The organism is Marinobacter antarcticus (genome assembly GCF_900142385.1).
In the GTDB taxonomy this organism is placed as follows: domain Bacteria; phylum Pseudomonadota; class Gammaproteobacteria; order Pseudomonadales; family Oleiphilaceae; genus Marinobacter; species Marinobacter antarcticus.
The window spans coordinates 25,587-45,452 of record NZ_FRAQ01000001.1 but is presented as its reverse complement, the minus strand read 5'-3'; the positions used below and the strand labels follow the sequence as shown (position 1 = coordinate 45,452).

Here is a 19,866-nt window from a genome sequence, read left to right as displayed (position 1 = left end):
CGGCAGATTTGAAGGCCGGATGGCAAGCAGCAACACTGGGGAGAATATGATGGAATTACCTGTCACGGTTCAGCAAGCTCTGGGCGACGCAGCCAAGGGAGTGTCGCTGAGAGACGCACGCCAGGCTAACAGGCACGAGCTGTTGCGGATGGTGTTGCTCGAAGACGGGCAAGAGAACCTTCAAGCCATTTGTTGTAAAGAAGATCTGATTGATCTCGAGCGTTTGAACAAACAGCTGGGGCGAGATTTTCGTCTGATGAAGTCCCGCGAGCAGGTTCGCGTGAAAGAGCGCGCCGGGCTGAGGGAGCTTCCAGCACTGCCTTCGCTTACAGGTTGGCCCACCATAGTGGATCGCCGGGTGGATGATTTGCCCTCGGTAGCTTTGGAGTTGGGTGAGCAAAATCTGGCCATGGTGATGCCAGCCGAAGACTTTCGGGCGCTGACGGCAAACGCAGATCGTCGTTCATTCACGGTGGCATCGGAAAATATAGTGGTCAACCTGGATGACCCGGCCAATGACCGGAGTCAACTGAATTTCGCCATCAAAAAATTTACCAGCCTGCGCATTCAGCAGCGTCTGGAAGACACGTTGGAGCTCCCGCCGCTGCCGGAAACTGCACAGCGCATCATTCACTTGCGGGTGAACCCGAATGCTGTGATGGGAGACCTGGTGGACATTGTTGAGAGTGACCCCAGTCTGGCTGCTCAGGTTGTCAGCTGGGCATCGTCTTCCTTTTATGGGGCCGCCGGGCAAGTTCGCTCTGTGCACGATGCCGTATCAAGAGTGCTCGGGTTTGATATGGTCATGAATCTGGCCATGGGGCTGTCCCTTGGGCGTGCACTCAAGCAACCCCAGGATCATCCGGATGGGTATATGGGCTACTGGCAGCAGTCCATCTGGCAAGCGCAGTCGGCGGGAATTCTGGCGAGCATGATGCCCCGTGGTGAGCGCCCTGTGTTCGGGCTGGCCTACCTTGCCGGCCTGCTGCACAATTTTGGCTATCTTCTGCTGGCTCAGATTTTCCCTCCCCATTTCAAGTTGGTATGCCGCTCTCTGGAGGTGAACTCAGCTATCGATTCCTCAGTAACAGAGCACTATCTCCTGGGCATTACCCGTGAGCAGATTGCAGCCCAGCTCATGGAGAACTGGGGGATGCCGGATGAGGTCACACTGGCTCTCAGGTATCAGAAAAGCCCTGGTTATAAAGGCGCTAACAGCGTTTATGCCAGGCTTCTATGGTTGGGCAGGCAACTGTTGACGGCCAGAGGTGTAGCCTTGGGCGCCAGTGACATTGTCGGGCAGAATGTTTTTGACGAGCTGGGGCTGGATCGCAAGCAGGTAGAAGATCAGTTTGATGAGCTGGTAGCCAGCAAAGACAACATTATGGCTATGGCCGGCATGATGAACCAGTAACAAAAAAGCCGGCCCGGAAAGAGGCCGGCAAGGCTTCCGTTGATAGCAGAGTCGTCCGAACGTATCAGGAGAAACAACGCAGGACGGCAATCGATGCAAAAAAGCCCACCGTCCTGAATTCAATTTAGACAAGGTCTGCAAAAAGAAAAGGTAGTTGAGAGATACAGCTGAACCTGATTGCTGCGTCACTTTTTATACCTTGAGCAAGCTGATGATATTGAATGAATAAAATTATTTTCAGCAACTTTCCATGTTACAAAAAGAAACAAATATCAGTGTTGATCAGAACGGATGATTTCGGATGGCTGTCGCGGCACGGCGTATTTCATCAGCGTGGCGTTTTTCTACCGCAAACCGCTCCTTGTCCATTTTATCCACAAAACGCGCTTCCGTATCCTGACGTGCCTGATGAGTGGGCATATGGCGAAGCTGTTCATATACCTCCATAAACACCCGGAAGGGTGGCTTCTCCATTAGCTGGGGCTCGACATGGTCGAGCAGGCCCTTGATGCGCAGGCAGGCTTCCGAGTATTCGACCTGATCTTCCTCAATCGCCATAGCAATAACGTGGATACTGTCGATCATATCCTGACGCCGTTTCGCCTGGAAAGCCTCTGCCTTGTGCTGGCGCTTGCGGTTTTCCGATAACATAACCATTTGCCGCCGGATAAAAACCAGCAGCGCAATGATGGCGATAGCGCCGCCAGTAATGAGACTCAACTGTAGCCATTGAGGCATCCTGTTCTCCCTGTTTCGTTCAGGCCGATATACGTTGCTGTTTCGGCTGCCAGACTTTGACAGTTACAGCCTGACCATTCAATACGGATGTACCCGCTACTGGATCGGTATCCTGGTCACTCAATATATCGTTAATGCTCGCGCCGGCATGGTCTGAGGCCGTAGATTGCAGTGTACCGTCGCGGTCATGACCCCAGCCATGGGGTATGGAAACCACGCCTGGCATCATGTCTTCGGTGATTTCCACGGGCAAGACGACCTTGCGGCCACCGGCACTGATTTCTGCCTGACCGCCGCCCTCAAGGTTCAGACGATTCGCATCATGCGGGTGCACCAGCAGCGTGCAGCGGTCTTTGCCTTTCACCAGCCTCCGGCTGTTGTGCATCCAGGAGTTGTTGCTGCGCATATGGCGCCTGCCAATCAGCAACAGTTCGCCGGGCGAGTCTGGCGCAGACAGCTGCTGATGCAGGCGCTCCACGTCTTTCAGATAGCGCCGTGGGGCCAGGTTTATTTTTCCGTCCCGCGTGAACAGACGATTGGGCAGAGCTGGTCGCAGAGCCCCCAGGTCGATCCCGCTGGGGTTCTCCTTCAGTCGTTTGAGGGACAGCCCTTTTGGTAGTCCCTGCCATTGCGGATTGAGTGAGCTCAGTTTGGCGAGGCCGCGCAGTGGGTGGTGTTTCGGGAGCAAGCCCATAACCAGGCTTGTCGCTGGCTCCAGTATCTCGCGGGCTCGACCGGTATCGGTGCCATAGGGCCCAGTTCGCAGAAGCAGGTCAATGATCGGGTCAGGGCCTGCCTGCTTGAACGCCCGCCAGCCCAGTTCGGAACGGATTGGCAACTTTCCTCCTTTGCGCAGCTTCTCCAGCTTGTGCGCCAGCTCCAGAAGAATCTGCCAGTCATGCCGACTGTCGGGGCCGGCATCAAACAGTGCCTCGCTGTATTTGGATACGTTACGCACTGCCAACATGTTGAAAACGATATCGTAATGGCTGCGCTCAAGAGCTGCTGTCGGGGGCAGGATGATGTCTGCGTGGCGGGTGGTTTCGTTGATGTAGTAATCCACCGACACCATAAAATCCAGCCCGCTCAATGCCTCGTCCAGCCGGCGTCCATTGGGACTCGAAAGCACCGGGTTTCCCGCTACGGTCACAAAGGCACGGATTTGTCCCTCACCTGGAGTCAGTATTTCGTCCGCCATGGTGCTGGCAGGGTACTCACCGGCAAATTCCGGCAGCCCTTTTACGCGGCTGTGGCGCTTGCCGAAATGCCCTCGTTGCCCGGCCATAGCCCCCAGGGCGATCAGATCGATTGCAGGCTGCGTGAACATGACGCCCCCAACAGTGTCCAGCTTCCCAGTCAGGATGTTCAGGCAGTATGCCAGCCAGGTCGTGATACTGCCGAACGTCTGGGTGCTGGTACCCATGCGCGTGTAGAGTGCTGCCTTGGGGGTGTTTGCTAGCTGGTGCGTAAGGTCGCGTATAGTCTCAGCTGAAATGCCAGTGCGCTCAATAACGGCTTCGGGAGTGAAGGGAAGGGAGGACAGGCGTAAAAGATCCAGATCTTTGATCAGATGTTCCGCCGGCCCCGGGCTGATCAGCTTATCCATAAACAGGGTATTCACCATTGCCATCAGCAGAAACGCATCGGTACCGGGCCGAATAAAATGAAATTCCTCAGCCTGCTTCGCGGTTTCCGTGCGCCGTGGATCCACCACAATCATTTTTCCATTGCGCTGCTTGAGGGCTTTCAGCCGGCCACGGAAGTCCGGCACGGTCATCAGGCTGCCGTTGGATGCCATTGGATTGCCGCCTATACAGATAAACAGATCGGTATTGTCGATATCCGGAACAGGGAACAGAACCTGATGGCCGAACATCTCCAGGCTCGCAAGCATATGCGGAAGCTGGTCATTGGACGTTGCGGAGAAACGGTTCTGGGTGCCAACGGCATGCAGAAACGGCATGGTGGCGATTAACGAGCCGTGGTTGTGCACATTCGGGTTGCCCAGATACACCCCAACACTGTTGCGGCCGTGGGCGGTGCGGGTATCGTGGAGCTTTTCGGCGACCGTATCAAAAGCCTCGTCCCACTCGATCTCCTGCCATCCGGTAGACGTTTTGCGAACCGGCTTGCGCAAACGCTCAGGATCTTCATGAAGATCCTGCAGAGCGACGGCCTTGGGGCAAATGTGTCCATGACTCAACGGATCTTTCTCATCTCCGCGAATGGCTGCAATCCGGCCCCCTTTCACTTCGACGGCAACGCCGCACATGGCTTCGCATAAATGACAGGTGCGGTAATGGATGCCGTTGTCCATGAAAATCTCTCCTGATGTCTTTTGTTGCGACAGGTTGGGTTTCATTGTGCAACCAGATTAGCAGGAAAACGGTCGTGGTGGGAACTTATGGGGAGTGTTCTGGGTATAAAAAAGGCCAGTCCGGAGACTGGCCTGAAGAGTGCTGCAGTGGGCCTACCGCTCTGCGGGGAGATTTTTTACGAAGTTGAGGTAGGTTCCTCCAACTGGGATTTCCATATCTGGCGAACCCCGCAGGCAACTGCAGGGTTTGCCTACACTCATTGGGCTCAGCTGGCCATTGAAGCTTCATAATCGCGGATTATGCTGTAAAGCTGATCTTTCAGGCTCAGCCGCTTTTTCTTCTGCTCTTCCAGGTATTCATCTGAAGTGGTCTCGACACCCTGTTCAATGCGGTGCACCTCGTGATCAATGTCATGATAGGTTTCGAAAAGCTTCGCAAAATGCTGATCGGTCGTTTTCAGTTTATGGATGGCGTCTTTAGACTCTGGCAGTTCATGTAGAAGATCGTGTTTTTCGAGTGACATTCGTTAGTACTCCTGGGATAAGTGAGCGTATCGGTCAGTTTCATTTTAGGCTGTTTCGCATCGACATGCTTGATCTTCGTCAATGTGCCCGGAATTCAAGTGGGCTGGCTTGAATGGCATTTTTGAAATGGCATTTTTGAAGGGGGAGAGAGCTCTCCCCCTTGGTTTTCAGGTGCTCGGGGAAGCTTAGTTTTCCCGAGTCTCGATCTTGCCTTCTTTATCCGAGATGACAATCTCCACGCGGCGGTTCTGTTGCCGGCCAGCGGAGGTGTCATTACTGGAAACAGGATATTGCTCACCGTAGCCCCTGGTTTCTACCCTGCGGCGTTCAATGCCCTGGGAAACCAGTTCATCGCGGACCGCTTGGGCACGACGCTCGGACAGCATCTGATTATAGGATTCGGCACCGGTGCTGTCAGTATAGCCTTCCACCCGGACTCTACGATCCTCATACTCTCGCATGAACTTTGCAAGGCGGCCGATGGTCTGCTCCCCTGATAGTTTCAGATCGGCTTTATTGAGGTCGAAGAGGACATCACCCAGAGTCAGAACCATGCCACGGTCGGTTCGCTCAGCTTGCAGCTCCTCCATTCTCTTGCGCAGCATCTCGGCTTCTTTGCGTGCCCGCTCGGCTTCACTGGAACGCTGATCAAGCATCAACTCGCGACGGCGCTCTTCTGCAGAATCAATCTGATTCTGCAGCTTTGCGCGCTCGCCCTGCTCGCTGGCGATCTGCGCGTGGCGATTGGCCAGGTAAGCTGCATGCTCAATGCGAACTGTGTCCTTCCCGTCTTCCAGCAGGGACTCAGCGCGACTGAGCTCATCTCTTGCACTGCGAAGCTGGCGGTCGCCGCTGCGGGCGACATCCGGGTCGTCCTTGATTTTCGCGTAAGAGGCGCGGGCTTCATTCAGCATCGTGTTGTCTGGTGGTGTTGAAGCGCAGCCGGCAAGCATTACTGACAAGCCCATAGCCATGCCCAGTGTTATGTTGCTTTTTTTCATAACAGTCTCCTTTCCAGATTTGGCAATTACTGGTCTTGATTGATTTGCTTGCGCATCGACTCAATGTTCCGATTGATCTCCTCAACTGCCAGGCGCGCTTTTGCTGTATCAGCGCGCGCGCCCGCCAGCTGGGCATCGACGGAGGCCTGCTGAAGAAGGCGCTCGGCTGCAATAAACTTCTCCTGCTCAATCAGGTTTTTCGCGTCTGCTAACTTGTTCTGCGCATTATTCAGCAGCACCGGCTCAAACTCACGGGCATCCGCCGCGACGGCCTGTTGCAGGGAGGACTCAGCAGACTGAAGCTCCGAATCTGGCGGTTCGCCGGGACTGGCGCAGCCACCGATGGTAAGAGCGATGCCAGTAATACCAGCGGTGTATAACATCGACTTATGCTTATTCATGCACGATCTCCTTTCAGCGGTATAAGCTTTGCAAGAAAATGTTGTTTGCACGAAACAGTCCGAACGTCGGAGTTGACGGTCTCTTATGAACGGCGATGAGACGTACCGTAAAACTGCGGAGTGCCACGCGCACCTATAAAACAAGCATAGCAGGCAACTGGCAATCTACCATGACTGATTCGCAATAAACCCGGATGAGATGTCTGTGTAATACAGTGGTCCGGTTGTCTGAACGGCGTGTAAGCTTCTGAAATAATTCGAATAGATTCGTTAATAGCGCAGTGAACAAGCTGTCATAGGAGCGCGGAGTGATAATAAAAGGTGGGGCTATGTTGAGGCGCCAGAAGTAGCCGGTGAGGGGTTTTCGAGTAATGGTGGGCCCACCTGGACTCGAACCAGGGACCAAAGGATTATGAGTCCTCTGCTCTAACCAACTGAGCTATAGGCCCGTTCAGCGAACGCTGTCAGGAATGTGTTTCCTGTGAGGGAAACAAAGCGGGCGCCATTATACCGGGGAGGTGCGGCGCCCGCTACTGTTGTGAAGCTTATCCGTTGCCCTGATCGTCAATAAAGCCACGCAGGTGATCGGAGCGGGAAGGGTGGCGCAGTTTGCGCAAGGCCTTGGCTTCGATCTGACGGATGCGCTCGCGGGTTACGTCGAACTGCTTGCCGACTTCTTCCAGCGTGTGATCAGTGTTCATCTCGATACCAAAACGCATGCGCAGTACTTTGGATTCACGAGCAGTGAGACCGGAAAGTACAGAGCGAGTCGCTTCGCGCAGGCCTTCTGCTGTTGCAGAATCCACTGGCGAGAGCGCCTGGATATCTTCGATGAAGTCGCCCAGATGGCTGTCTTCGTCATCACCGATCGGCGTCTCCATGGAGATCGGCTCTTTGGCAATCTTCAGTACCTTACGAATCTTGTCTTCCGGCATTTCCATGCGTTCGCCCAGTTCTTCCGGAGTGGGTTCGCGGCCCATTTCCTGAAGCATCTGTCGGGAAATCCGGTTGAGCTTGTTGATGGTTTCAATCATGTGCACCGGAATACGAATGGTGCGCGCCTGATCCGCGATAGATCGGGTGATAGCCTGACGAATCCACCAAGTGGCATAAGTAGAGAACTTGTAGCCACGACGGTACTCAAACTTGTCGACTGCCTTCATCAGGCCGATGTTGCCTTCCTGAATCAGGTCGAGGAACTGCAGGCCGCGGTTGGTGTACTTCTTGGCAATGGAGATAACCAGTCGCAGGTTGGCCTCAACCATTTCTTTCTTGGCGCGACGGGCTCTTGCCTCACCAATGGATACGCGGCGGTTGATTTCCTTGATGTCGACAACAGCCAGGTCCACTTCGGTCTGCACATTTTGTATGCGCTTCTGAAGCCGGATGATTTCGTCAATACGCTCGCCCATCGCCGCGGCATAGGGCTTTTTGCTCTTGATAATCTTGTCAGCCCAGTCCTGATTTGCTTCATTGCCAGGGAAGGATTTGATGAAATCCTTGCGTGGCATCTTGCAGTCACGGACACAGATCTGAAGTATCGCACGCTCATTCTGACGCACGAGGTCGTTGGTGGAGCGCACCACGTTGACCAGTTCATCGAAAGCTTTGTTGTTTAACTTGAACGGCGCAAAAACCTTGCCCAGTTCGTTAAGCGCGGCTTGGGTTTTCTTGTCAGCGCGGCCATGCTTAGCCAATAACTCTTCTGCGACTGACAGTTTTTCCCTGAGAAGCTCGAAGCGCAGGCGGGTCTCTTCGGGATCTGGTCCGCTCTCGGGCTCTTCTTCCTCTTCGTCTGAATCGTCTTCAGATTTGCTGTCGTCTGCTACCTCGGGCTTGGCGGGCTCTTCCGGCATGAACGGTTCAGCGCCGTCGGGGTCGAGGAAACCGGTTACGATGTCGGTGATGCGGCCTTCGTTCTCGATGATGCGATCGTAGGCCTGGATGACAGTTCCTGCGGTGCCAGGAAAGTGCGCAACCGCAGCCATGACATCCCGGATGCCTTCTTCAATGCGCTTGGCGATAACAATTTCGCCTTCGCGGGTCAGCAGCTCCACGGTACCCATTTCACGCATGTACATGCGCACCGGGTCGGTGGTGCGGCCGGCGTCGGATTCCACGGCGGCGAGAGCGGCAGCAGCTTCAGCGGCAGCGGCTTCGTCGGCGGTGGAGTCACCGTCGGTCATCAGGAGAGTATCGGCATCCGGTGCCACTTCAGACACCTGAATACCCATATCGTTGATCATGCGAATGATGTCTTCGACCTGATCCGGGTCGGCAATGTCTTCCGGGAGGTGGTCGTTCACCTCGGCGTAAGTCAGGTAGCCTTGTTCCTTGCCTCGTGCGATGAGGTCTTTCAAACGTGATTTCTGCGAATTGCCTGACATAGACACCCTGTGAACTCGCTTAAATAAAGAGAAAATGAAACAGCCATTATAGCTGTCGCTCTAATGCTCTGCCACCGAATGGTTAGATGGTGATCAGTGCGCCAAGTTTCAAGTGCTGTTAATCCGGGGTTCCCCCGCTCAGCTCTCGCAGCTCTTGCCGTTCCTCGGCGGAAAGGTTTGCGAAATTGCGTAATAGTGTAGCCAGCTTTTGCTGCCTTGATGCTTCTTCATTCGGGCTCAGCATCTCTCTTGCGGCGGCCAGAGTGCTTTCCCGTGCCGGGATGTGCTCAATGCCGTCAAACAGATGGTAGAACCGCTCTCGTGCCTGGCTGTCCAGAGCCAGTGTTGTTATCAGTACTTTCCGATTCCGGATTTCATGTTCCAGAATAAAACCTGCAAAACTTCGGGCCTGGTTGTACTGGCGGGAATGTCGGGCCAGTTCGGTGACCTCGCTTGCCATATCCGGCGCCTCTAGCAGTGCCAGGCACAGAATGCTGTCTTTGCTCAGCTTTACGTCGATACGTTCTTCGGTGACGCGATCCCGCCGCTCACCTTTCCATTTGCCCCATTGTTGGGGTTGCCGCTTCTGCCACTGATTGCGCCCCCCGCAAAGGCGCAGCATTTCGTGCCACATGGCATCCCGCAGGGTGCTTCTGGGCATCTTGTTCAATAGCGGCTCGGTTCTGGCTCTGAGCTCGCCACGATGTTCTGGCAGCTGCAGATCCAGGCCCTCGCTCTGGCGGTCAAACAGGCGCCGGGAGAACGGGGTGGCGCCATCAATGCGTTTCTGAAACGCTTCGGAGCCTTCCTTGCGTATCAGCGTATCCGGATCTTCGCCCTCCGGAAGCATCAGAAACTGCAGGTGCAGCCCGTCTGCCATCAGCTCAAGAGCATTATCCATAGCCCGGTCAGCCGCTTTTAACCCGGCTTGGTCGCCGTCAAAGCAGAACACTACATGCCGTACCTGTCTTAGCAGTGCGGTCAGGCTGTCCTGATTTGTTGCTGTGCCAAGGGTCGCGACGGCGTAATCAATGCCGTGTTGCGCCAGGGCAATTACGTCCATGTAGCCTTCTACTACGAGCAGCTTGTCGAGCTGTTTCAGTGCCTGTTTTGCTTCAAACAGACCGTATATTTCCCGGCTTTTATGGAATACATCCGACTCGGGGGAGTTGATGTACTTGGCTTTGTCATCACCAAGTGTGCGCCCGCCAAAGGCTATGGTTTTTCCCCGGCTGTTACGGATAGGGAACATCACCCGGTTGCGAAAAAGATCCCGCGGCCGGCCATATTTGTCAGAGATTGTGCCGGTCTCGATCAGCGGCCCCTGCAAATCTTTGTTTGCAGCATCGAACAATGAGGTGTCAGCCGCTGGCGCATACCCCACCTGGTACCGCTGGATAACACTGTCGTCGAGCCCCCGTTGTTTCAGGTAGTCGCGGGCGTAGGTGCCTTGCTGGCCAAGAAGCGCTGACTGGTAAAAGCGGCCGGCGAAGTCCAGCGCGTCGGTCAGCGTTCGCGCCTGCTGGATTTCCTGCTTGGCGGCCTGGTCGTATGGCACTTCCAGCCCGGCTCGGCGTGCCAGTTCTTCAACAGCCTCGGTAAAGCCCAGACCCTCAAACTCACGCACGAAGCTAATAGCGTCACCGTGAGCACCGCATCCAAAACAATGATAAAAACCTTTATCCGGCCTTACGTTAAATGACGGCGTTTTTTCATCGTGAAACGGGCAGCATGCCTTGTAATTGGCGCCGGCCTTTTTGAGTGTAATTCGCGAGCCGATCAGCTCTGCCAGATCTACCCGGTCGAGCAGGTCTTCAACAAAGCGTTGGGGGATCAGTCCGCTCATAGTGGCTCCACATCAGGCCGGCTACATACTAGGGCCAATAGCCAAAAATGCCGCCGAAGCCAGGCCCCGGCGGCATTTTATGGTCGCTCTGTGCAGCCTGTGGCTGTACAGGCAATCAGTGCTTTGCAGTCAAGCGGCGTCTGCAGTAACTCAGTACAGGCGCTCGAACTTGCGCTGTTCCCGCTGAAGCTTCTTGAGATGGCGCTTAACTGCAGCGGCTGCTTTGCGCTTACGGACGGAAGTCGGCTTTTCATAGTGCTCACGACGACGTACTTCTGAGAGTACACCCGCTTTTTCGCAAGAACGCTTGAAGCGACGAAGTGCTACGTCAAACGGTTCATTCTCTTTCACTTTAACAGCTGGCATTCGGCAATCACCTACCTGATAGATTCGGTTTCATTTAGATGCGCGTCTGGCAGTGCCAGACTGGCTCGATCCCTGGTCTGATTGGCTAAAACTCGACCAGTTCGTAATTTAGGGCGGCAATGATAGCGCCTGGGTCGTGGCAAGGTCAATGTTTGTTGGATGAAACTGCCAGTGAGTTTCGGGTTTCTGCTAAAATGCGCATCGTTTATCCATTTACGCCAACCAATGTGGCCAGATTATATGCTGATCCTGGGTATTGAGACTTCCTGTGATGAAACCGGCGTCGCCTTGTTTGACACTGACAGGGGGCTGTTGAGCCACGCACTGTTCAGCCAGGTTGACATGCACGCCGATTATGGCGGTGTGGTGCCGGAACTGGCATCCCGTGATCATGTTCGCAAGCTGCTGCCCCTGTGCGATCAGGTGCTCTCAGACGCTGGCCGGGCTCGCAAGGACATTGAGGGTATTGCTTACACTGCGGGCCCGGGTCTGATCGGGGCTCTTATGGTGGGTGGTTCGGTTGCACACGCATTGGGCTTTGCCCTTGGCATACCGGTGCTTGGCGTGCACCACATGGAAGGCCACCTGCTGGCGCCCATGCTGGAAGATAATCCACCGGCATTTCCGTTTGTGGCCCTGTTGGTTTCAGGTGGCCATACACAACTGGTGCGTGTGGATGGCATCGGCGAGTACCAAATGCTCGGTGAGTCCGTAGATGATGCCGCCGGTGAGGCGTTCGACAAAACCGCCAAAATGCTTGGGCTGGACTATCCCGGCGGCCCCCGGGTCGCCGCGCTGGCAGAAAAGGGCGTGCCGGGTCGATACCGGTTTCCTCGGCCGATGACCGACCGGCCTGGCCTGGATTTCAGCTTCAGTGGTCTGAAAACCTATACTCTCAATACGGTCAATGCAGAAAAAAAATCAGCCGAGGGGCTGAGCCATCAGGTGCGCGCTGATATCGCCCTGGCCTTTGAAACGGCTGCGGTGGAAACTCTGGTGATCAAATGCCGGCGGGCACTCGAGCAAACAGGCTGTGATCGCTTGGTGATTGCCGGAGGGGTGAGTGCCAACAAGAGGTTGCGTGCAGGCCTTGAAAAGATGGCTGCAAAGCTTCGGGCTCAGGTGTTTTATGCCCGCCCGGAGTTTTGTACGGATAATGGAGCGATGATCGCATACGCCGGTGCCCAGCGCATGAAAGCGGGCCAGCGTGATGGCGAGCGGATTGTGGCAGTGCCCAGGTGGCCTATGAATACGCTACCACCTCTCACGGAGGTGCGGGTTACGGGCCTTGTTGACTGATCTGCGGCGCGGCTAGAAGCCGATTTCCCGCCCTTGGGCGAGCCGTATCAGATTGTTGCGGTGGCGGACGACAATCAGGATCGCCAGCAAGCCAAACATGGGAAGGTTTTCCGGTTCAATAAGCGCGCTGATGGCCGGCCCACTGGTGATAGCTATCACCGATGCCAGTGCGGAGATCCGCCAGCGCCATAGCACCAGCAGCCACAGAGCGGCCATAGCGAGCGTGGTAACCGGTGCCAGCGCAAGGCCTGCACCCAGAGCGGTTGCAACGCCTTTGCCTCCTTTGAATCGATAAAATGCCGGAATCATATGCCCGGTAACGGCGCACAATGCAACCATTGCCTGAGTCAGGGCCGATAGACCTGCGTTGTGTGCGAGCCAGACGGGCAGCCAGCCCTTTGCCGCATCCAGAGCCAGGGTGATCAGCGCAGGGAGCCAGCCGCCGGTTCGGTAAACGTTAGTTGCACCTGGATTTCCTGAGCCCTGTGCCCGAGGGTCGGGCAGCCCCCAAAGCCGGCAAACCGGTAATGCAAACAGCACCGAGCCGGCCAGATAGGCGGCCATACACAACAGAACAGTTACTACCGGGTCACTCAGGGCCATTTTGCGAGCTCGGAGACAAAGACGTTCAAGGTAATGTGTGCGAAAATACCGGCCCTCAATTTGCAGGCCGGTGTGGTTACAGTATCCGCAGTCTGTACGTTATTCAATCAGCAGTGTGTGGGATCGTCCCGGGAGCCCCCTTGGCAGACAGCGTATTGATCGAAGGCCTGGTTGTAGAGACCGTGGTGGGTGTATACGACTGGGAGCGTGAAGTAACCCAGGAACTGGTTGTGGATCTGGATATGGCCTGGGATAACCGCGCTCCCGGCGCATCTGATGATGTGGCGGATGCTCTTGATTACGCATTGGTCAGTGAGCGCATAGGGCAGTGCCTGAAAGAGCTCAGGCCAAAGCTGCTTGAGCACGGCGCGGAGGTCCTTGCGGAAGTTCTGCAACGGGAGTTTGCTGTTGGCTGGCTCCGGCTTACGTTGCGCAAGCCCGGAGCCGTTCCCACGGCCCGGTCTGTGGGTGTCTGCATTGAAAGGGGAGTTCGGTAATGGCTGATCAGATTCCGGTTTATATCAGCATTGGCAGTAATATCGACAGGGAGCGTTATGTGCGTGCGTCTCTCGATGCGTTGGCAGGCTGGTTTGGTGAGCTGGATATTTCCCCGGTTTATGAAAGTGAAGCCGTAGGATTTGATGGCTCTCCATTTCTGAATCTGGTTGTGGGGGTTAAGACCAATCTTTCTGTGGGCGAGCTTTCCCGGCACTTCAAGCAACTGGAAGCAGAAAACGGCCGGCGCCGGGAGGCCCCGAAATTCAGCGCAAGAACGCTGGATCTCGATATTCTGACTTACGGAGAGGCGGTAGGCCGGATGGACGGTGTGGAATTGCCCAGAGGCGAGATTCTCAAGAACGCTTTTGTGCTTCGCCCGCTGGCAGATATTGCGCCGGCAGTGAAGCATCCGGTGTGCCGGAAGAGTTACCTGGAGCTCTGGCAGGCGTACAACACCGGCCAGAAACTGTGGCCGGTGGATTTTAGCTGGCAGGGGCGAGTAATTTCAAAGGCGGTTTGCTGAGCGGAACAGCTCAATCAGATTATCCGTAGCGCTGTCACTTGCTTCGTCCGTTTTGTCCGACTCCAGCAGCCGGGGCAGAATGGTTTCGCCCAACTTTTTACCTAGTTCAACGCCCCATTGGTCAAACGAATCGATGTCCCAGATAACGCCTTGTACAAAGGTACGGTGTTCGTAAAGAGCGATGAGCGCACCGAGGGTTTCCGGTGTCAGCTTTTTCATCATTAGCGTGTTGCTGGGCTGATTCCCGAGGATCACCTTGTGCGGCGCCAGTCGTTCAATTTCCTTTTCGGTCATGCCGCTGGATGCCAGCTCTGCTCTGGCGTCTTCCAGTGTCTTTCCTGCCATCATCGCGCGGGACTGGCCCAGGCAGTTGGCAAAAAGATCGGCGTGGTGTGTCGCGACCGGGTTATGGGTTTGCAGGGGGATGATGAAGTCCGCTGGAATCAACCGGGTGCCCTGGTGAATCAGCTGATGGTATGCATGTTGGCCATTGGCACCGACCCCGCCCCAGATCACGGGCCCTGAATGGTATTTCAGGGCTTCCCCGTGCTGAGTGACCCGTTTACCGCTGCTTTCCATATCCAGTTGCTGCAGATGGTCCGGCAAGCTGCGGAGGTAGTGGTCGTAAGGCAGTATGGCGTAGGTTTCAGCGCCCCAGAAATTGTTGTACCAGATGCCAAGCATGGCCATGACAACAGGCAGGTTCTTTTCCAGAGGTGCATCGCGGAAGTGGGTGTCCATGGCGTGGGCTCCGGCGAGCAGTGCCCGGAAGTTGTTCATGCCGATCATCAGTGCGACAGGCAGCCCGATAGCTGACCAGAGAGAATATCGCCCGCCTACCCAGTCCCACATCGGGAATACATTGCCGGGATCAATGCCAAATTTTTGCGCGGCAGCCTTATTGGCAGTGACGGCCATAAAGTGACTGGCAACAGCTTGCTCATTGCCGCTGCGCTCAATGAACCATTCTCGGGCGACTTTGCTGTTTTCCAGGGTTTCCCGCGTGGCAAAGGATTTTGACTGAACCAGGAACAGTGTGGTTTCAGGATTTACTCTTGCCAGAGTTTCGCAGATTTCTGTGCCATCAATGTTGGCCACATAGTGACATCGAAGGTCCGAAGCCCGATACGGCTGCAGTGCTTCGGTCACCAGTTTGGGGCCCAGAAATGAACCGCCGATGCCAATGCTGACCACGTCGGTAAACGCCTTGCCGGTATAACCTGTACGTGACTGGCTCAGCACCTCCTGCACAAAAGTGTCCATGCGGGCCAGCGTTGCGCTTACTTCCGCGATCACATCCTGACCATTGATCACAATGGTCTCAGTCCCAGGGTTACGCAGCGCCGTGTGCAGTGCTGGGCGGCCTTCGGTAACGTTTACCTTTTCGCCGCGAAACAGAGCCGCTCTGTGGTCTTCCAGCTTGCGACTCCGAGCCAGGGCCATCAACGCCTCAAGCACATCATCCGTAAGCCGGTTTCTGGAGAAGTCCAGCGACAAGCCGGCACCGTCAATGAAATAACGCTTTGCTCGTTCCGGGTCGCCCTCAAAGAGATCCTTCATGGGGCGGCTTTGCAGGCGTTCCCGGCAGGCCGTCAGTCTTTGCCATTCGGGTGTTGAAGTCAGTGCGGTGTGTGGCGTGGTCATCAGAGAGTCCTTTCCTGGTGAATTAGCGTAAGGTCTCAGCGCGTTACTGAGACATTATCAATCAGCCGCGTGGTGCCCAGGAAAGCGGCAACCAGCAGCGTAACGTCTCTGTCTTCCGGTGCGGCAGGTTTCAGGGTGTGGCTGTTTGCAATGTTGAAGTAATCCAGACGCAGCCCGGCTTCGCGCAGGCTGTCACCGGCTTCCTGTGCAAGCACCTGAAAATCATTGTGACCATCGGCAATCTTGGCTGCAACGGCTTCCAGAATCCTGAAGATGATGGGGGCGATCTTTCGCTCCTCCTCAGAAAGGTAGGTGTTGCGGGAGCTTTTGGCCAAACCGTCTTTTTCCCGTACGGTTGGAGCGCCAATCACCTCAACCGGCATCATCAGATCCCGCGTCATCTTGCGGATGACTGCCAGTTGCTGGAAGTCCTTTTCACCGAACACTGCGAAGTCGGGCTGGATCATGTTGAACAGCACGGAAACCACCGTCGCAACCCCTTCAAAATGTCCCGGGCGGCTTGCGCCACAGTGGCCGTCACTGACCTCCGGCACTACAATCCGGGTGTGCCGGGCAAGGCCGTCCGGATAGACTTCCTCGGCCGAAGGTGCAAATACCAGCGTGTTTCCCGCAGCGCTGAGTTTGTCCTGATCTTCAATCAGGGTGCGGGGGTAGGTATCGAGATCCTCGTTGGCACCGAACTGCATCGGATTGACGAAAATACTGGTAACCACAATGTCTGCTGCTTCCGCAGCTTTGCGAACCAGTGAAATATGCCCCTCATGCAGATTCCCCATGGTCGGTACCAGACCAACGGTTTTTTGCTGCTGGCGGTAACCGCGGAGAATGGCACGCAGCTCTTTCAGTGAATGGACGGTTCTCATGCCTTGAACGTATGCTCCTCGGCCGGGAATGTGCGCTCACGCACTGCTTTTGCGTAGGCGGCAATGGCTTCCTGAATGGAGTCGGTCTCTGCCAGGAAGTTTTTCACGAAACGTGGTTTACGGCCTGTGGTAATGCCCAGCATGTCGTGTAATACCAGAATCTGTCCATCCGTATCGGCGCCTGCCCCAATTCCGATAACAGGCGCTTTGACTGCCTGGGCAATTCGGGCGGCCAGCGGCGCGGGAACGCATTCCAGCAGAATAACATCAGCACCAGCGGCTTCCAGTTCGCAGGCGTGTTGTATCATTGTGTCCGCCGATTTTTCATCGCGGCCCTGAACTTTGTAACCGCCAAACTTGTTGACGAACTGTGGCGTCAGGCCCAGGTGGGCGCATACTGGCACAGCCCGCTCGGCAAGCGCGGTGATGGTGTCTTTCATCCAGTCTGTGCCTTCCAGCTTCACCATATGAGCGCCTGCCCGCATGAGTTCTGCGGCGTTCTCCAGAGCCGCATCCACCGTGCCGTAACTCATGAAAGGCATGTCTGCCATGATCAGCGAGCCGCGATTGCCCTTGGCAACACAGCCGACGTGGTACACGATCTGATCCATGGTTACCGGCAGGGTACTATCGTGGCCCTGAAGAACCATGCCCAACGAGTCGCCAATCAGAATAACGTCTACGCCAGCTTCGCTGACTACCTGCGCAAAGGTGGCGTCGTAGGAGGTGAGGGCAGAGAAGGCTTCGCCCTTTTGTTTGTATTCCCGCAGGGTATTGATGGTAACAGCCATAAAATCCTTGCCTTTTGGGTAGGTGGGCCAAGACCGTGCCGGGATGGCCGGCGTTCACTTGCTAAGAGTAATCCGGAGGTGGAAGTTTGCGCAACCGGTTGTCTGGGCATTGTGCCCTCAGGGTAGCGATTGCGATACCTTCTGGCAGTGTCAGGTCAGATTTCAGGTCCAGCAGCGGCTGAAGGACAAAATCCCGGTTCGGGAGCTCCCGGTGGGGAACAGTAAGCCGATCGTCGTTCAGCTCCAGATTGCCGAACACCAGCAGATCAAGATCCAGAGTGCGAGGGCCCCAGTGCCTGAGCCGTTCGCGCCCATGAGCCTGTTCGATGGTCTGAAGCTGATCGAGCAGAGTGTGCGGGTCAAGCCCGGTGCTGAGCCACACCGCACCGTTCACAAAGTCTGGCTGATCCTGTGGGCCAACCGGGCTGCTGGCGTAAAAAGGCGACTGCGCAATAAGTTTTGTGTCGGGTAACGCGGCCAACTCAGCTACAGCCCTTGCCAGCTGGGCTGCGGGTTCTTGCAGGTTGCTGCCCAGACCAATGAAGGCGTCGGTTTTCATTAGGGTGCTGGCCGTTTTACCGGTTTGCGGCGACGGCGCTTTTTCGGTGCGTCGCTGCTGAGCTCTGAAAGCATGCGTTCCTGCCCGCGCTCATCCAGGCGCTGAAACTCAGTCCACCAGTCGCCCAGCCCAGGTTCGATTTCATCGCAGGCTTCCCGGACCAGCAGGAAATCGTAGGCTGCACGAAACCTTGGGTGGCTCATGGTTACAAAGGCCCGTTTGCCCTGACGACGGGGCAGGCGCATCTGAAGCTCCCAGATTTCTTTCATGGGGCCTGAGAATCGCTTGGGTATCGAGGTTGCCTGTACCTGGCGACCAATGACTTTTCCGATAGCGCCGTGAAGTGCTGGCTGTACCGGGTCGCCGTTATCCTGGCGGTGGTTCCATTCTCTTTGCAGCGCAGGCCAGAGCATGGCGGCAAACAGGAAGTAAGGCGTAACGGACTTTCCTTGCGCGATACGGGCATCGGTGTTGCGCAATGCCTGACGAATCAGTTCGTCCGGCTCTCCAGCCTCAATGGCTTTGGCGGTTTCCGGGAATAATGGCGCCAGAAGATCGTAGCGGGTGAGAAGGTCATAGGTGGCTTCACCGTGCCCGGCGGAAAACAATTTCAGTACTTCTTCAAACAGGCGAGCCGCTGGGACGTGAGCCAGCAACGGAGCCAGCCTCCGGATGGGGGCTTCGGTTTCTGGCTCTATATCAAAGCCAAGCTTGGCGGCAAAGCGAATGGCGCGAAGCATGCGAACCGGATCTTCCCGGTAGCGAGTTTCCGGGTCCCCGATCAGACGGAGTTGCTGGTTGCGGAGGTCTTCAATGCCGTTGGCAAAATCAATAACGGTAAAATCGCGGATGCAGTAGTACAGAGCGTTGACCGTAAAATCCCGGCGCAGCGCATCTTCTTCCTGGTTGCCGTAAACGTTGTCTCGCAGCAGCCGGCCATGCTCGCTGGTTTTCCGGTCATCGTCGGTGCCGTTGTCGTCGGCTTCGCCGGCGTTTCCGCGGAAAGTTGTTACTTCAATGACTTCGCGCCCGAACACCACGTGCACAATCCTGAACCGCCGCCCTATAAGGCGAGAGTTGCGGAACAGATCGTGTACCTCTTCCGGCGTGGCGTTGGTGGCAATGTCAAAATCCTTGGGTTGCTGTCCCAGAAGGATGTCGCGTACACCGCCGCCTACAAGGTAAGCCTGATAGCCGGACTTGTTGAGCCGGCTGAGAACTTTCTTGGCAGGCTCGCTGATAGCAGAGCGTGAGACGTTGTGCTGGTCTCTGCCGATTTCCCGTCGCTGGTAGGCCCGTGCCCTTTTTTTCCCGTTTCCGGGGATGAAAGAGCGGAGCTTATCGACAGATTGCTCGAAGATGGAGGAGAGTGTTTTTGGCATCGAAATCCGTGGTTGCGTTGAGCAAAAACCGAGAGTTTAACGGTTTGTGCAGGATTTGCACACGTTTGCCTCGGAATCTTGTGAACCCCAGATAATCAAAAGGCGGATTCACTTTCGCGAATCCGCCTTCAAAACGTTGACGATCTACATTGTTTTTGTTTTTTTACCGGGATTTTTCTTCGTTTTTGTACCCCACTGTATATCCCCAAAACCGGGGCTTCTCAGTAGTGCAAACGGAAAGCTTTGAACACAATGAGCAGTCAAAGACGACGAACAAGTTATTGGTAGGTGCTGCGTCACCTCAGGGTGATTCTTCTCTGCATCTCTACAACTCGCACGTGCCAAGGGACTACCAAAAAAACAAAGTACCCAAAACACTCAATTCGCTCACGTTCTATTTTTGTTTTTGTTGCTGAACGTATTCCCGCAGCTTTTTGTTTTTGTTGAAGCGCTGCTTTGTCACTCTTGTTTTTGTTGTTGTGCGCTTAATAGTGTGCAGTTGGTGTGCCAGTTTTTGAAAGCTGTTTATTAACAGGGGGTTAGTTTTTTTTGGTGTGTAAGTGTTACCCCGTATCTTATATAAGTGTTACCCATGACGAGTGCTTTTCCTGTGGAGTGTTACCAAGGGGAACATGCGGTAACAACTGAGTAAGGGTTCACCCTTTTAGGGCCAGGGCGAATTGGCCTG

At 55.4% G+C, this 19,866-nt stretch carries 18 protein-coding genes and 1 tRNA gene; 4 read left to right on the top strand and 15 right to left on the bottom strand.

Annotated elements, in window-relative coordinates; all coding sequences use genetic code 11:
- Positions 1-49 precede the first annotated feature (49 nt).
- Entirely contained in the window at positions 50-1,414 is a 1,365-nt protein-coding gene (locus BUA49_RS00220) for an aminoacyl-tRNA deacylase and HDOD domain-containing protein (RefSeq protein ID WP_072797513.1), read from the top strand.
- Between the two features lie 282 nt (positions 1,415-1,696).
- Here the strand turns inward: BUA49_RS00220 and BUA49_RS00215 are convergent, their stop codons facing one another.
- From BUA49_RS00215 to rpsU, 9 genes are all read right to left on the bottom strand, one after another.
- Positions 1,697-2,152, bottom strand: a complete 456-nt coding sequence (locus BUA49_RS00215; protein WP_072794805.1) for a DUF2489 domain-containing protein — start codon at positions 2,150-2,152, stop codon at positions 1,697-1,699.
- 19 nt (positions 2,153-2,171) lie between these two features.
- Complete coding sequence (locus BUA49_RS00210; protein ID WP_072794804.1) at positions 2,172-4,469, bottom strand: molybdopterin-dependent oxidoreductase; 2,298 nt, start codon at positions 4,467-4,469, stop codon at positions 2,172-2,174.
- Positions 4,470-4,735: 266 nt separating this feature from the next.
- Positions 4,736-4,993, bottom strand: a complete 258-nt coding sequence (locus tag BUA49_RS00200; RefSeq protein ID WP_072794802.1) for a YdcH family protein — start codon at positions 4,991-4,993, stop codon at positions 4,736-4,738.
- 186 nt (positions 4,994-5,179) lie between these two features.
- On the bottom strand, positions 5,180-5,995 hold the full coding sequence (locus BUA49_RS00195; RefSeq protein ID WP_072794801.1) for an OmpA family protein: 816 nt from the start codon (positions 5,993-5,995) through the stop codon (positions 5,180-5,182).
- A gap of 26 nt (positions 5,996-6,021) precedes the next feature.
- Positions 6,022-6,396 (bottom strand): DUF4398 domain-containing protein, encoded by a 375-nt coding sequence (locus tag BUA49_RS00190; RefSeq protein ID WP_072794800.1) that lies wholly within the window; start codon positions 6,394-6,396, stop codon positions 6,022-6,024.
- 372 nt (positions 6,397-6,768) lie between these two features.
- Positions 6,769-6,845 (bottom strand) — tRNA-Ile (locus BUA49_RS00185).
- A gap of 96 nt (positions 6,846-6,941) precedes the next feature.
- On the bottom strand, positions 6,942-8,783 hold the full coding sequence (gene rpoD, locus BUA49_RS00180; protein ID WP_072794799.1) for an RNA polymerase sigma factor RpoD: 1,842 nt from the start codon (positions 8,781-8,783) through the stop codon (positions 6,942-6,944).
- Between the two features lie 118 nt (positions 8,784-8,901).
- Positions 8,902-10,629 (bottom strand): DNA primase, encoded by a 1,728-nt coding sequence (gene dnaG / locus BUA49_RS00175; RefSeq protein ID WP_072794798.1) that lies wholly within the window; start codon positions 10,627-10,629, stop codon positions 8,902-8,904.
- A 150-nt stretch (positions 10,630-10,779) separates the two neighbouring features.
- A complete protein-coding gene (rpsU, locus tag BUA49_RS00170; protein ID WP_072794797.1) occupies positions 10,780-10,995 on the bottom strand; it encodes a 30S ribosomal protein S21 in 216 nt (71 codons plus the stop codon).
- A gap of 240 nt (positions 10,996-11,235) precedes the next feature.
- Here rpsU and tsaD point away from each other — a divergent pair, with 240 nt between their 5' ends.
- On the top strand, positions 11,236-12,294 hold the full coding sequence (gene tsaD / locus BUA49_RS00165; RefSeq protein WP_072794796.1) for a tRNA (adenosine(37)-N6)-threonylcarbamoyltransferase complex transferase subunit TsaD: 1,059 nt from the start codon (positions 11,236-11,238) through the stop codon (positions 12,292-12,294).
- Between the two features lie 12 nt (positions 12,295-12,306).
- Here the strand turns inward: tsaD and plsY are convergent, their stop codons facing one another.
- Positions 12,307-12,897 (bottom strand): glycerol-3-phosphate 1-O-acyltransferase PlsY, encoded by a 591-nt coding sequence (gene plsY, locus BUA49_RS00160; RefSeq protein ID WP_072794795.1) that lies wholly within the window; start codon positions 12,895-12,897, stop codon positions 12,307-12,309.
- Between the two features lie 140 nt (positions 12,898-13,037).
- Here plsY and folB point away from each other — a divergent pair, with 140 nt between their 5' ends.
- Together folB and folK (BUA49_RS00150) are read left to right on the top strand one after the other, a co-directional pair.
- Positions 13,038-13,394 carry a dihydroneopterin aldolase gene (gene folB / locus BUA49_RS00155; RefSeq protein WP_072794794.1) on the top strand — a complete coding sequence of 119 codons (357 nt, stop codon included), beginning with the start codon at positions 13,038-13,040 and terminating at the stop codon, positions 13,392-13,394.
- Positions 13,394-13,918: a 2-amino-4-hydroxy-6-hydroxymethyldihydropteridine diphosphokinase gene (gene folK, locus BUA49_RS00150; RefSeq protein ID WP_072794793.1), complete on the top strand. Its 525-nt coding sequence runs from the start codon at positions 13,394-13,396 to the stop codon at positions 13,916-13,918. The genes folB and folK (BUA49_RS00150) overlap by 1 nt, the downstream gene beginning before the upstream one ends.
- Here folK (BUA49_RS00150) and pgi read toward each other — a convergent pair.
- From pgi to pcnB, 5 genes are all read right to left on the bottom strand, one after another.
- Positions 13,901-15,562 carry a glucose-6-phosphate isomerase gene (gene pgi / locus BUA49_RS00145; RefSeq protein ID WP_072794792.1) on the bottom strand — a complete coding sequence of 554 codons (1,662 nt, stop codon included), beginning with the start codon at positions 15,560-15,562 and terminating at the stop codon, positions 13,901-13,903. The genes folK (BUA49_RS00150) and pgi overlap by 18 nt on opposite strands.
- 35 nt (positions 15,563-15,597) lie before the next feature.
- Positions 15,598-16,446: a pantoate--beta-alanine ligase gene (gene panC / locus BUA49_RS00140; protein WP_072794791.1), complete on the bottom strand. Its 849-nt coding sequence runs from the start codon at positions 16,444-16,446 to the stop codon at positions 15,598-15,600.
- Entirely contained in the window at positions 16,443-17,237 is a 795-nt protein-coding gene (gene panB / locus BUA49_RS00135) for a 3-methyl-2-oxobutanoate hydroxymethyltransferase (RefSeq protein ID WP_072794790.1), read from the bottom strand. Before panB ends, panC begins: the two co-directional genes overlap by 4 nt.
- A 61-nt stretch (positions 17,238-17,298) precedes the next feature.
- Positions 17,299-17,796: a 2-amino-4-hydroxy-6-hydroxymethyldihydropteridine diphosphokinase gene (gene folK, locus BUA49_RS00130; protein WP_072794789.1), complete on the bottom strand. Its 498-nt coding sequence runs from the start codon at positions 17,794-17,796 to the stop codon at positions 17,299-17,301.
- Positions 17,796-19,178: a polynucleotide adenylyltransferase PcnB gene (pcnB, locus tag BUA49_RS00125; RefSeq protein WP_072794788.1), complete on the bottom strand. Its 1,383-nt coding sequence runs from the start codon at positions 19,176-19,178 to the stop codon at positions 17,796-17,798. Before pcnB ends, folK (BUA49_RS00130) begins: the two co-directional genes overlap by 1 nt.
- Positions 19,179-19,866 lie beyond the last annotated feature (688 nt).